General features: G+C 68.2%; 12 protein-coding genes. 5 read left to right on the forward strand and 7 right to left on the reverse strand.

Features of this window, described 5'->3' with window-relative positions:
- Window positions 1-20: 20 nt before the first annotated feature.
- Complete coding sequence (locus tag OXS27_RS00640) at window positions 21-1,313, reverse strand: ArgE/DapE family deacylase (protein ID WP_267353534.1); 1,293 nt, start codon at window positions 1,311-1,313, stop codon at window positions 21-23.
- 323 nt (window positions 1,314-1,636) lie between these two features.
- Between OXS27_RS00640 and OXS27_RS00645 the strand changes: the two genes are divergently transcribed.
- The 3 genes from OXS27_RS00645 to OXS27_RS00655 all read left to right on the forward strand — a co-directional run bounded on the left by OXS27_RS00645 (window position 1,637) and on the right by OXS27_RS00655 (window position 3,713).
- Complete coding sequence (locus OXS27_RS00645) at window positions 1,637-2,272, forward strand: L,D-transpeptidase (RefSeq protein WP_267353536.1); 636 nt, start codon at window positions 1,637-1,639, stop codon at window positions 2,270-2,272.
- A 413-nt stretch (window positions 2,273-2,685) separates the two neighbouring features.
- The gene (locus tag OXS27_RS00650) at window positions 2,686-3,171 is read left to right on the forward strand and encodes an SRPBCC family protein (RefSeq protein ID WP_243919873.1); all 486 of its coding nucleotides are present in this window, start codon (window positions 2,686-2,688) and stop codon (window positions 3,169-3,171) included.
- 197 nt (window positions 3,172-3,368) lie between these two features.
- Complete coding sequence (locus OXS27_RS00655) at window positions 3,369-3,713, forward strand: hypothetical protein (protein ID WP_267354264.1); 345 nt, start codon at window positions 3,369-3,371, stop codon at window positions 3,711-3,713.
- On the opposite strand, the gene OXS27_RS00660 is transcribed toward OXS27_RS00655, so the two are convergent.
- A complete protein-coding gene (locus tag OXS27_RS00660; protein ID WP_267353538.1) occupies window positions 3,704-4,654 on the reverse strand; it encodes a LysR family transcriptional regulator in 951 nt (316 codons plus the stop codon). The two genes, OXS27_RS00655 and OXS27_RS00660, sit on opposite strands and share 10 nt — an antisense overlap.
- A gap of 92 nt (window positions 4,655-4,746) precedes the next feature.
- On the opposite strand from OXS27_RS00660, the gene OXS27_RS00665 reads away from it, so the two are divergent.
- Window positions 4,747-5,532 carry an NAD(P)H-dependent oxidoreductase gene (locus OXS27_RS00665; protein WP_267353540.1) on the forward strand — a complete coding sequence of 262 codons (786 nt, stop codon included), beginning with the start codon at window positions 4,747-4,749 and terminating at the stop codon, window positions 5,530-5,532.
- 19 nt (window positions 5,533-5,551) lie between these two features.
- On the opposite strand, the gene fdhE is transcribed toward OXS27_RS00665, so the two are convergent.
- The 5 genes from fdhE to OXS27_RS00690 form a co-directional block, all read right to left on the reverse strand.
- Window positions 5,552-6,535, reverse strand: a complete 984-nt coding sequence (gene fdhE, locus OXS27_RS00670; RefSeq protein ID WP_267353542.1) for a formate dehydrogenase accessory protein FdhE — start codon at window positions 6,533-6,535, stop codon at window positions 5,552-5,554.
- Window positions 6,536-6,538: 3 nt separating this feature from the next.
- Window positions 6,539-7,261 (reverse strand): formate dehydrogenase subunit gamma, encoded by a 723-nt coding sequence (locus OXS27_RS00675; RefSeq protein ID WP_267353544.1) that lies wholly within the window; start codon window positions 7,259-7,261, stop codon window positions 6,539-6,541.
- A gap of 283 nt (window positions 7,262-7,544) precedes the next feature.
- Window positions 7,545-8,480 carry a formate dehydrogenase subunit beta gene (gene fdxH, locus OXS27_RS00680; RefSeq protein WP_243919854.1) on the reverse strand — a complete coding sequence of 312 codons (936 nt, stop codon included), beginning with the start codon at window positions 8,478-8,480 and terminating at the stop codon, window positions 7,545-7,547.
- A 13-nt stretch (window positions 8,481-8,493) separates the two neighbouring features.
- On the reverse strand, window positions 8,494-11,574 hold the full coding sequence (gene fdnG, locus OXS27_RS00685; protein ID WP_267353547.1) for a formate dehydrogenase-N subunit alpha: 3,081 nt from the start codon (window positions 11,572-11,574) through the stop codon (window positions 8,494-8,496).
- A gap of 164 nt (window positions 11,575-11,738) precedes the next feature.
- Window positions 11,739-12,080 carry a hypothetical protein gene (locus OXS27_RS00690; protein WP_243919850.1) on the reverse strand — a complete coding sequence of 114 codons (342 nt, stop codon included), beginning with the start codon at window positions 12,078-12,080 and terminating at the stop codon, window positions 11,739-11,741.
- A 201-nt stretch (window positions 12,081-12,281) separates the two neighbouring features.
- Here OXS27_RS00690 and OXS27_RS00695 point away from each other — a divergent pair, with 201 nt between their 5' ends.
- A complete protein-coding gene (locus OXS27_RS00695; protein ID WP_267353549.1) occupies window positions 12,282-12,467 on the forward strand; it encodes a hypothetical protein in 186 nt (61 codons plus the stop codon).
- The last annotated feature ends 282 nt before the right edge of the window (window positions 12,468-12,749 follow it).

Below are 12,749 nucleotides of genomic sequence, written 5' to 3' on the forward strand. Positions count from 1 at the left end.
CGAGCGCCGGCCCGTCGACGTCACCCGGCCTTGCGCTCCGTCCCGCACCACTCGGCCACGAACAGCGCCATGGTGGTCGTGATTCGTTTCACCGAGGCGAGGCTCACGCGCTCGTCGAAGCCGTGGATGTTCTGGGACGTCGGGCCGTAGCACAAAGCCGGCACCCGGTCGTAGAGGGCGTGAACCCGGGTATCGAGGTAGCCCGCCGTCATGAAGCTCTGAAGCGGTGACCCGATCGCCCGCTCGTGGGCGCGGGTGAGCACCGCCTCGGCCTCGGAGCTCTCTTCCAGCACGTAGCCCTCGGCGAAGAAGCCGTTGAACACCACTCGTGGCGGGCTGTTGGCGAGGAACGGGTCGGTGCGGGAGAAGGACGCGACCGCAGCCTCGATCTCGGCGGCGGCCTGCGCGGCGGTCACGCCCGGATAGAGTGCGACCCGGCAATGGATCCGGCACCAGGCCGGAACCGAGGAGGCCCAGTCGCCGCCCTCGATCTTGCCGATGTTGAGGTTGATCGGGTGCTCCTCGGCCTCGAAATGCGGGTGCGACGCCTTCTCGGCGTTCCAGCGGGCCTCTACGGCGCGTAGCGCGCCGATCACTCGATAGGTCGCGTCGATCGCGTTGGCGCCCGCCCCCATCTCGCGGACATGGACCGGCACGCCCCGCACCTCCACGGTGAACCAGAGTACGCCGGTATTGGCGCGCACCAGCTTCTCGTCCTCCGGCTCGGGGATCAGCACCGCGTCGGCCCGGTAGCCGCGCAGATGGGTCATCAGGGCACCATTGCCGGTGGATTCCTCCTCGACCACCGACTGGACCGTCACGGAGGCCGCCGGCTGCAGGCCGAGGCGGCCGAGCGCGTCGAGGGCGAACAGGTTGGCGGCGTGCCCGGCCTTCATGTCGCCGGCCCCGCGGCCATACATCCAGTCGCCTTGGATCACCGGATCGAACGGCCGATGGCTCCAGAGGTCGAGGGGCCCCGGCGGCACCACGTCGACATGGGCCTGGAGGATCAGGGAGCGACCCGTCTCGGTGCTCGGCCGGTGGTGGCAGACCACGATCGGCGCGTCCGAATGGAGCGCGTCGTCGATCTTCGAGCCGCCCGGATGGGCCGCGATGGCGTCCCGGTCCATGGCGAAGCGCTCGGTGGCGTAGCCGCGGGCGCGGAACTGCTCGAACACGTAATCCTGGCAGGCATGCTCTTCGCCCCGCAGGGAGGCGAACCGGACCAGCGCCTGCGTGTGGGCGACCTGATCGGCAAACCCCTCCGCCACGGAGGCTTCGATCTCGGCGGCGAGGGCGGGGTCGAGGGCCATGGGAACTCCGAACCGGTTTCAGAGCGCTCGCCGCCGAAGGGGACGCCGGTTCGGCGCAGGAGAGCGCGGCCAAGCAAACACCGAGAGCTGATCGCAACGCGATCGGCTCTCGGCCGGAGGAGGCGCCCGGGCCCGGGCCGCTGTCAACCGGCCGGTTGGCAACAGCACGGTTCGTGCCGGACCGCCCGAACCTGGATCAAGGCGGCGCCGGACCGGCACTCAGCGAAGCGTGACTGCGCAGGGTTGGAGCCTGCCGGAACCTTGGCGTTGCCAAAGGCTTAGCGTGTCGGCAAACCGTCTCGGTTTTCCGGTCGGAGTCTCGCATGCGTATCGGTCTGGTCTCGGTCCTGTCCGGCCTGCTCCTATGGGCCACCGTCCCGGCTTCGGCCTCCGCGGACGTGCTGATCAACGTCGACAAGAGCGCCCAACGCATGGCGGTCACGGTCGACGGGCAGCCCCGCTATTCCTGGCCCGTCTCCACCGGTATCGAGAGCCACGACACGCCCTCGGGATCCTATCGTCCCTTCCGGATGGAGCGCACCCACTTCTCGAAGGAGTGGGACGACGCACCCATGCCGTTCGCGATGTTCTTCACCAACCAGGGCCACGCGATCCACGGCACCAACCATGTCCGCAACCTCGGGCGGGCTGCGTCGCATGGCTGCGTGCGCCTGTCGGTGCGCAACGCCGCGACCCTGTTCAACTTGGTCAAGGCCGAGGGCATGGGCCGGACCCGGGTGGTGATCGACGGGATGGATGCTCCGGTGGCGGAAGGCCGGTCGCGCGGCACGCGCGTCGCCCGGAACCGGAACCCCTACGGAACGGACGATCTGCTGGTGGATGGCGACCAGATGGGCCGCCGCTCGCTGCCGGCCTATTACCGCCCCGTCGCCCCGCCCGCCTACGCCCCGGCGGCGGGCTACGGTTACCCCGCCCAGGCCGACGACGACAGTTGGTAGGCCGAGCACCGCCCGACTGATCGGCGCGACCCCGAGCCTCTAGGCCCGCCCGCGCCGCGAGATCAACGGCGGTCACTTCGAGATCTTTCGACTGCCCGGCGACCGCGATTGGACCGTGGGCGACATCGCGGCCGTCACGGTCGTGGGCTCTCCGGTGGTGCGCTTCCCCGAACGCGACGGGTGCGTCCGCCACCCGAACCTCGACCGGTTGAGCGACCGAACGGAGGCACGTCCCTCCGTCCGAGGCTCCGTGCCCTTGCGCAGACGATCAGCGGCCGGGTCGTCTGGACCTGAAGGCCGGGTTCCGGTGCCCTGCCCCATTGCCGCCGGGGCGATCCAGGCTTAGCTCCCCGGCGGCCCCAGAGCCCGCGCGGCGCCTGCCGCGACCTGAGACGGATGGAGACACCCCCGAGATGCCTTTCGCTTTCTGCCGGTCCCTTCCCCTCGCCGCCCTGGCGCTCGCCGCGGCCACGGTGCCGGGCTACGCCCTGGATGTGACGCGCACGGCCGACATCGCCGCGCCGCCGGCCAAGGTCTGGCAGACGATCGGTGAGTTCTGCGGCATCGGTGACTGGCACCCGGCCATCGAGAAATGCGCCCTGTCCGATCAGGACGGCATGAAGGTCCGCACACTGAGCCTGAAGGGCGGCGGCACCATCAAGGAGGAGCAGGTCTCCCGGGACGACAAGGTGATGAGCTACACCTACACGATCCTGGAGAGCCCGCTGCCGGTCGCCGACTACAAGTCGACTCTCTCGGTCGCCCCCGAGGGCTCCGGCTCGAAGGTGACGTGGACCGGGACGTTCAACGCCAAGGGCGCCCCCGACACGGTCGCGGTCGACGCGATCCAGGGCATCTACGATTCCGGCCTGAAGGCGCTCGCCGACAAGGCGAAGTAGGCGCTCACGATTCGGCGCGCGCTGTTGAACCGAACCGGTCACAGCGCGTGCCAACCCACTCCGATGACAGCAGAATCCTACAGTTCCGGTGCCCGACGTTCCACGTCGCGCGCCAGCATGGCGTGTCGCGGCGGCGATTGACCCATTGCCAAGCTCGGCCCAAAACCCTGGCGGCGCTGCCCCCGCGCCCCAACAGGATGATCGCCGTGCCCGCGCCCCGTCTCCCGATGCGCCTTAGCCTCGCCGCCCTTGCCGTCGCGGCGCTGGCGGCCTGCCAGCAGCGTACCACCCCGGCGGTCATGGAACCCTCGCCCGTCATCCCGGCCCCCATGGCCCTGCCGACCGGCAGTGGCTGCGGTCCCGAGATCGCGCGCACCAAGGCGATCGTCGACAGCGACGTGGCCACCGGCAACCTCAACAAGCCCGTGGGCGACCACTTCAACGCCGACCTCGCGCAGGCCGCTGCCGCGTGCTCGGCCGGCAAGGCGGGCGAAGCGTTGCATCTCCTGGCCGCCGCCAAGAGCCGGTACGGCTACCGCTGAGCGGACGCCGTGGCAGCGCCGGCCTCCGGCGCGATTCCCGGGACTGCGCGGAGCTGTGCGGCTAGGAAATCCGCCAGCAGGCGGACTCGTGCGGTTCCGGCCCGCTCGGGTTGGATCAGCAGGCTGAGCGGCACCGACGGCACGGTGTAGTCCGGCAGGACCGTTTCCAGCCGGCCATCGGCGAGGCAATCCGCGACCAGCCAGTGGTGCGCGGGGGCAATCCCCCGCCCCGCCAGCATCGCCGCCCGCGCGGCAAGCCCGTGATCGACCCGCAGGCGGCCGGCGAAGGGCACCGTGTGCCGCGCCGCGTCCGGTCCTTCGAGGACGAGGGTGCCGCTCCCGGCCACGTTCGTCATGCGGATCCCCTCGTGGTCGGAAAGCTCCTGCGGTGACTGCGGCCGGCCGCGCGCCATCAGGTAGGCGGGAGCGGCGACGAGCCGGCGTTCGGACTGGCCGAGGGCGCGCAGCTTCAACGCGCTGTCGGCCAGGGGCCCCAGGCGGATCGCGAGGTCCATCCCCTCGCGAACCAGATCGATGCGTTCGTCGGTGAGGCTCAGATCCACCGCGATCTCGGGATAGTGATCCTGGAACGCGAACACGATGGCGCCGACGTGCAGGACGCCCAGCGCCGCCGTGCACGACAGGCGGACGATGCCGGACGGCGCCTGCGCCCGGCTGTGCGCCTCGGCCCCAGCCTGCTCGACGAGGCGCAGGATGCGCAGGCTATCGGAATAATAGGCCGCCCCCTCCGCCGTCAGCGCAAGGCGCCGCGTGGTCCGGGTGATCAGGGCCACGCCCAGGGCGTCCTCGAGTTCGCGCAGATGCCGGGTGATGGTCGATTGCCCGACCCCGAATTCCCGCGCCACCGCCGACAGGCTGCCGCGCTCGGCCACACGGACGAAGCTGCGCATCCGCTCCAGCGTGACGTCGGATTGATCCATTCTGCGGCATAATCCTATTCCGGCGCGTCACGTACCGGAACGGTCGACCGCCGGATAGCAAGGGAGCCCCGGTTCGACACGGATCCCGCACCATGAACATCCTGATCATCTTCGCGCATCCGGAACGGCGCTCCCTCTGCGGCGCGCTCCGCGACGTGGCCGTGGCTTCCCTGGAGGAGCGGGGCCATGCCGTCGCGGTCTCGGACCTCCACGCCATGGGCTGGAAGGCTAATGTGGACCGGGCCGATTTTCCCGGCCTCGCGCCGGGGGCACGCCTTCAGGTCGCCGCCGCCTCGGGGGAGGCCTTCGGGGCAGGCGCGCTCACCGCCGATGTGGTTGCCGAGCAGGAGAAGCTTCTCTGGGCCGACCAGCTGATCCTGCTGTTCCCGCTCTGGTGGTTCGGCCTGCCGGCGATCCTGAAGGGCTGGGTCGACCGGGTCTACGCCTACGGCTTCGCGTATGGCGTCGGCGAGCACAGCGACCTGCGCTGGGGCGACCGCTACGGCGAGGGCCGCCTCGCGGGCAAGCGCGCCATGCTGATCGTGACCGCCGGCGGCTGGGAGGAGCATTACGCCGAGCGCGGGATCAACGGGCCGATCGACGACCTGCTGTTCCCGATCCAGCACGGCATCCTGTACTATCCGGGCTACGCCGTGCTGCCGCCCTTCGTGGTCTACCAGGCCGATCGCCTCGACGCGGGCGGGTTCGCGACCGTCGCGGAGCGCCTGCGGGAGCGCATGGCCACCCTCGCGACGACGCCCCCGGTCCCGTTCCGGCAGCAGAACGGCGGCGATTACCGGATCCCGAGCATGCAACTCCGCTCGGGATTGGAGGCCCCCGGCGCGACCGGGTTCGCCCTCCACCGGGCCGGCGATTGAACGAGCCTGGACCCGGTGTTCAGATCACGAACAGCAGGTTCAGCCCGGCCCTCCGGAACCCTTCCTCGGCGATCTTCAGATCGAGCCCGTAGGACGCGATGTCGTCCGCCACCGGGTCGAGCCGCGGGGCCCGGTGCTGGTGCAGGTGTTTGATGTAGCTGTGGCAGGTCGAGCAGGTCTCGACCTGGACATCCTTCGAGACCTCGTCGAGCCCGTAATAGCTGATGTTCTCGCCGTCACCGCAGGCGGTGCAGCGGATCCGGACGTGGTTCCAGTAGGTGCCGCAGAGCGAGCAGCTCAGATACCGGGCCTTGTCGGCCGGGGTCCAGGCGACGACGACGCTCGCCGCCGGCGCGCCGCCGCAGCACGGGCAGACGCCGTCGGCTACCGGCTTCAGGATCTTGGGATCGAGGGCGGCCGCCTGCTCGGCGAGGCGGACCTGCAGGGCCGCGGAGACCAACACGCACTCGGCGATCCGGTCGACCGGCAGCGCACCCTCGAAGACCTGCAGGGCCAGATCGAGGCGATCCTCCCGGGATGCGGCGCGCAGGCTCTCTCGGGCCGCGGCGGAAGCCTCGGGTGCGGTCGTGAGATCCAGGGCGTCGAGCAGCGCCAGCAGGCATGCGTCGAAGCCCGGATCGGCCTCCAGACCGTGCCGCGACAGGGGCGGCATCCCGTGCTCGCTCCGCAGCGCCAGATCGGCGCCGTCCGGCGGCGGTGGGAGCGCCACCTTGGCCTGGATCGCCGCCTGGGCGCGGGCGACCTCTGCCACGAACCGAAGATAGGCCTCCAGCGGGTGCCCGGGGGCCGCCTCGTCCAGGCGTGCCGCACGGTCGGCGAACAGGGTCGCGGGATCGGGCAGGCGGACGAACGGGACCGAGCCGGAAATCCCAATCTTGTCGGGATCGGGCTTCAGCTCGTTGAAGTCCCGGCGGCGCGGTTTTGGCGCCTCCGCTTGTGTCGGGGTCTTGTCCGCGGATTTACGCTTGAAGAAATTGGCCACGCCTCAGGACCCGCGCTTGTCCACCGAGCCGTGGCGGGCCTTGCCGCCGGCGATCTGCCGGAACCACTTGCGGTGATGCCGGTAGGCCCAGCCGCCCGTGACCGTCCCGCGGATCATCGCCCGGCCGGTGCCACGCACCCAGATGCCGGCATAGATGTGGACCACGATGATCGCGATGGCGATCACGGCCGCGAGCGAGTGGGCGAGCAGCGCCCAACGCTGGGTCTCGATGGAGGTCAGGCCGCCGAAATAGGTGTTCCAGATCACCAAGCCGGTGACGAACATCACGCCGATCAGCGCGGTCTGGCCCCAGAATACGCCCTTCTGGCCGGCATTGTACTTGCCGAGTTCGGGCAGCCGGTCCTCGCGGTTGGTGACCACGTCGCCGATCTTCATCGACCACGCGACATCGTCCTTGTTGGGGATGTTGAGCTTCCAGAAGCGCACGAACAGGAAGAAGAAGCTCACCGCCAGCGCCACGCCGAACCACGGGTGGATCGCCCGGGTCGCCTGCCCGCCGCCGAACAGGCCGGTCAGCGAGAACAGGTAGGGCGTGAACATCGCCAGCCCCGAGAGGGTCAGGACGGTGAACAGGATCGCGGTGATCCAGTGGTTCACCCGCTGCACACCCGTATAGCGCGGGACGTACAGCACCTCCGGCGCCGTGGACTTGGCGTGATGCAGGGGACGGGTCTCGCCGTCCCGGATATCGTTCTGGGTCGTCATCGGCCTTCTCGCGCCTGACGGGCCGGCTCCGCATGCGGGCGGGGGCGGCTCTGAAATCGAAGATAGGGCCTGTCGGCTCCATCGTCGCCGGTTTTACGGCCCCTGCGTTGAAAGGAGGGACCGCGGGTCCCCCTCTCCCGTGCGGGGAGGCCTGCTTTCGCAGAAAGCCGGGTGAGGGCCACGACCGATCCGGAAAAACCTGATCCCTCACCCCAACCCTCTCCCGCACGGGAGAGGGGGCGCGTCGCGTCTCCCGGGCCACGTCAGCAGCCCGGGAGACCGCTCAGTGCGGCCGAAGCTCGTCGCCGCCGGTGTCCCGGCGCTTGGCCTCGTCGTACTCGACCGCCTCTTCCTCTTCCTCGGGCACGACCTCGTTGGGGCCGGCCGTCACGTAGTGGAAGAAGCCCGCCACGGCGGCAAAGCCCATCGCGGCGAGACCGAACACCTTGGCGCCGCCCTTCCAGAAGGCCACCAGCGGCGAGATCTTCGGGTCGTTCGGCAGGCCGGCGTAGAGGCTCGGCTGATCGGCATGGTGCAGCACGTACATGACGTGCGTGCCGCCGACGCCGGCCGGGTCGTAGAGGCCGGCATGCGCGAAGCCGCGTGACTTCAGGTCGACGACCCGGGTCTCGGCCTGCTCGATCATCGCCTGCTTGGTGCCGAACATGATCGAGCCGGTCGGGCAGGCCTTGGCGCAGGCCGGAGCCTGACCCACCGCCACCCGGTCCGAACACAGGGTGCACTTGTACGCCTTGTGGTCGGTCTGGCTGATGCGCGGGATGTTGAACGGGCATCCCTTCACGCAATAGCCGCAGCCGATGCAGTTCTCCTCGATGAAGTCGACGATGCCGTTGGAGTACTGCACGATCGCGCCCGGCGACGGGCACGCCTTGAGGCAGCCCGGCTCGGAACAATGCATGCAGCCGTCCTTGCGGATCAGCCATTCGAGGTTGTTGGTCTCCGGGTTCTCGTACTCGGTGAACCGCATCAGGGTCCACGACTTGGGCGTGAGGTCGTGGGGGTTCTGGTAGCTGCCGGTGTTCACACCGATATCGTCGCGCAGGTCGTTCCACTCTTCGCAGGCCGATTGGCAGGCCTTGCAGCCGATGCACTTCGACACGTCGATGAGCTTGGCGACCTCCACCTGACGGCGGATCTCCGGCGGCGTCTCCGTGGAGGCGGAGCGCTGGCGGATGTCGAGGGAGCTGTAGTCGGCCATGATTCAGCTCCCCTTACGCGACCGCATCCGACGGGGGCGTGGTCGGCTCGATATTCACGAGCCAAGCCTTGAACTCCGGCGTCTCGGTGTTGGCATCGCCCACGACCGGCGTCAGCGAGTTCGGATGCCATCCTTTCTTGGTGTGGCCCATGAAGCCCCAATGCTGCGGGATACCGACGACGTGGACGGGCTTGCCGTCGCAGATCAGCGGCTTGATCCGCTTGGTCACCATGGCCTTGGCCTTGAGCGAGCCGCGCTTCGACCAGACGCGGACCCAGCCGCCCCGGGCGATGCCCTTCTCCTTGGCGAGCTCCTCCGAGATCTCCACGAAGGCCTCCGGCTGAAGGATCGCGTTGATCCGGGCGTGCTTGGTCCAGCCGTGGAAGTGCTCGGTCAGCCGGTAGCTCGTCGCCGCGTAGGGGAACTCCTCCGCGGTACCGAGATCGGCCAAGTCGTCCTTGAAGATCCGGGACGCGGGCGCGCCCTTGATCTTCGGGAACGGGATGTTGGCCATCGGTGATTCGAACGGCTCGTAATGGGTCGGGAACGGCCCATCGCGCATCAGGCCCCGGGTCCACAGGCGGGCGACGCCCTCCTGGTTCAGGATGAACGGCCCGACACCCTTATCGGGGGCGACGGTGACGCCGTAATCCGGCACGTCGAAGCCGATCCACTGCTTGCCGTTCCACTCGATGAGCTTCTTCTTCTCCGACCACGGACGACCCTCGGGGTCGCACGAGGCGCGGTTGTAGAGCACGCGGCGGTTGGCCGGCCACGCGAAAGCCCAGTTCGGGGCGATGCCGCGGTCGCCGGGATCGGTATTGTCCCGGCGGGCCATGGTGTTGCCCTTCTCGGTGTAGCAGCCCGAGTAGATCCAGCAGCCGCAGGCGGTGGTGCCGTCATCCTTGAGCTGGGCGAAGCCGTCGACCTGCTTGCCCGCCGGGATGATGGTCCCGTTGAGATCCGGCGTCGGCGCCACCGTGTAGCCGTTGAGCTCGCGGGCGAGCTCCGTCGGCGTCGGCGACTCGGCAATCGCGTAGTCCCACTTCAGGTTGACGATCGCATCCGGGAACGCGCCGCCATCCTTCTTGTAGGCCGCCTTCATGCGGAGGAAGATCTCCGACATGATCTCGATGTCCGAGCGGCACTCGCCCGGCGGCTCCTGCGCCTGCCAGTGCCATTGCAGCCAGCGGCTGGAATTCGAGAGCGAGCCTTCCTCCTCCACGAACAGGGTGGTCGGCAGCTCGAACACCTCGGTCTGGATCTGGGTCGGATCGACGTCGTTGTACTCGCCGTGGTTCTCCCAGAACCGGGCCGTCTCGGTCTTGAGCGGATCCATCACCACGATGAACTTCATCTTGGAGAAGGCTTCCGTCATCTTGGCGCGATTCGGGAACGACAGCAGGGGGTTGAAGCCCTGGATGACGTAGCCGGTCATCTTGCCCTGCTTGGCGAGTTCGAACCCGCGCAGCACGTCGTAGGTCGGCACATCGAGCTTGGGCAGGTAATCGTACGCCCAGTCGTTGTCCTTGGTGGCGTAATCGCCCCACATCGCCTTCTGGAACGAGACGAAGAACTTGTTGTAGTTCTGCCAGTAGCTCGTCTGTCCCGGACGCAGCGGCTTGAACTGCCGCTTGGCGACGTAGCTCGCGTAGGTCGGCTCCTTCTCCACCGGGATGTTGAGATAGCCCGGGATGAGGTTCGACATCAGCCCGATATCGGTCAGCCCCTGGATGTTGGAGTGACCGCGCAGGGCCTGCATGCCGCCGCCGAGCATGCCGATGTTGCCGAGCAGCGTCTGCACGATGCACATCGAGCGGATGTTCTGCGAGCCCTTGGAGTGGTGCGTCCAGCCGAGCGCATAGAGCGACGCCATGGTGCGCTCCGGCGAAGACGTCGTCGCCATCAGCTCGCAGACCTTCAGGAAGGTCTCCTTGGGCGAGCCGCAGATCCGCTCGACCATCTCGGGCGTGTAGATCGCGATGTGCTTCTTCAGGAGCTGCATGACGCAGCGCGGATGCTGCATCGTCTCGTCGACCACGGCGTAGCCATCGGGACCGATCTCGTAGTCCCAGGTGGTCTTGTCGTAGTCGCGCTTGTCCGCGTCGTAGCCCGCGAACAGCCCTTCGCTGAAGTCGTAGCCCTCGCGGACCACGTACCCGGCGTTGGTGTAGGCGGACACGTAGCGGTGCTGCACCTTGTCGTTGTCGAGCAGGTACTTGGCCACGCCCGACAGGAAGGCGATGTCGGTCCCCTGCCGGATCGGGCAGTAGAGATCGGCCACCGACGCGGTGCGGGTGAAGCGCGGATCGACGACGATCAGCTTGGCATTGTTATGGGCTTTCGCCTCGACGACCCACTTGAAGCCGCAGGGGTGAGCTTCGGCGGCATTGCCGCCCATCACGGTAATCACGTCCGCGTGCTTGATGTCCATCCAGAGGTTGGTCATCGCACCGCGTCCGAAGGAGGGCGCCAAACTGGCGACCGACGGACCGTGTCAAACTCGGGCCTGATTATCGAAGACGAGGGCCCCCATGCTTCGGACTGTCTTGTAGGTCAGCCACGCCGTCTCGTTGGTGGTGGCCGAGGCGCCGAGGAAGCCCATCGTGGTCCAGCGGTTGACCGTGAGGTCGCCGTTCTTGGCCACGAAATTCTTGTCGCGATCCGCCTTCAGGAGCTCCGCGATCCGGTCGAGGGCGAAGTCCCAGGAGACCCGCTTGAACTCCGACGTGCCCGGGGCGCGATGGAGCGGGTACTTGGTGCGGGTCTCGGCATGCACGAAGTCGAGCAACGCTGAGCCCTTCGGGCAGAGCGTGCCGCGGTTGACCGGATGATCCGGGTCCCCCTCGATATGCATCACCGAGGAGCGCGCGTTCTTCGAACGGTCACCCAGGCTGTACAGGATGACGCCGCACGCCACCGAGCAGTACGGGCAGGTGTTGCGGGTCTCGCGCATCTGCGCGAGCTTGAAGGGCCGCACAGCGGCGGCCATGGCGGGCTCGAGTCCGCCGAATCCGAGTGCGCCCAGCGAGCCGCCCGCGAGACCGGCACCGGCCCCCTTGAGCAGGCCACGCCTTGAGACCTGGACCGTCATCTCCGCTCCATAAAGCGACTTGGTATAATTCCAGGGTGTCCCAAAAAAGCGTGCACGAGGCAAGTGCGGTTGCGTGACACAGACGTGACACGGCTCGAGCTGTGTTGCGGGCGACGCAGTACGTTCGCCCGTGCCGTTATCATCCTCTTAGGAAATGCCCTTTTTTACTTGCTCGGGACAGAGGGATTCGTGCCGGACGGGCTCGCCGTCCGGTGATCGAGGGGCGCCTGCGGCTCCGTGGCCGCGGTGCCGCCGGGATCCGCCTTGGGGACCGGACGGTCGGCGTTTTCCTTAATCGACTGGCCGCCGGGATTCGGCGCGTCCTTGGCGGCGGATTCCTCGCGGGGAACGGGGGCTTGGCTCCAGCCGTCCTGAGCGCTCCGCGACTTGTCGCCCATGGCGTCCACGCCCTTGATCTCACCGGGCTTCGTTTGGGCGAGACAGGGAGACCCGGCGAGGGCCGCGCCGAGGAACACCAACGTCGTCAGGGAGATCGGGCGGGACACGAGGAGGCTCCGGGCAGCTTGGTTGTCTCAAGGGCGGGGAACGTATCCCCCGGGGTGCCAGTTCCGGCCTGCGACAGCCCCTGCACAAACGCCGCGCCCATCCCCTACCCAGGGGCGGGCCTGTCCCGCATGGGAGGCAGTGACGGGTCCTTAACCAAGCTTTGCCAGTCTGTTGCGGAGCCGCCGTGGGGATGTCCGATCATGTCGAAGCCGCATCCCGAGCGTCCGGCTCCGCTGGAGGCCACGGCCGACGTGCCGTCCCTGGCCCCCGGAATCTGCCGCCATCTCGGCCGGACACTGCGTTCGCAATACGCCGATTCCCTCGCGGCGCCGGTGAGTCAGCGCCTGGAAGCGCTCATCGCGCAACTGGTGAAGCCGAAGGATTGACGGAGACGCGACCGATCACGGTCCGATTCCTGTCGGGTGGGCTTCGCGGCCGCCTCCCGCATCCCGACAGGATCCCGCAATTCGGGGTGCGCCATCGCACATCAGATCGTTCTTTCTGCGAAACTGCCTGAGACGCTCTGATTCTTCCCCGCATCCTGCGAGCGGGAGAAGATCCATGCGTTCCGCTCCCGTAGCACGCTGCGGATGCTTGCCTTCTCGCCAATTCCATTGATCTTACGCTGGCCGACGGGCCCGGCAAGACAGTGCCCGCGGCTTGACATC

The sequence above is a fragment of the Methylobacterium sp. GC_Met_3 genome (assembly GCF_026540775.1).
In the GTDB taxonomy this organism is placed as follows: domain Bacteria; phylum Pseudomonadota; class Alphaproteobacteria; order Rhizobiales; family Beijerinckiaceae; genus Methylobacterium.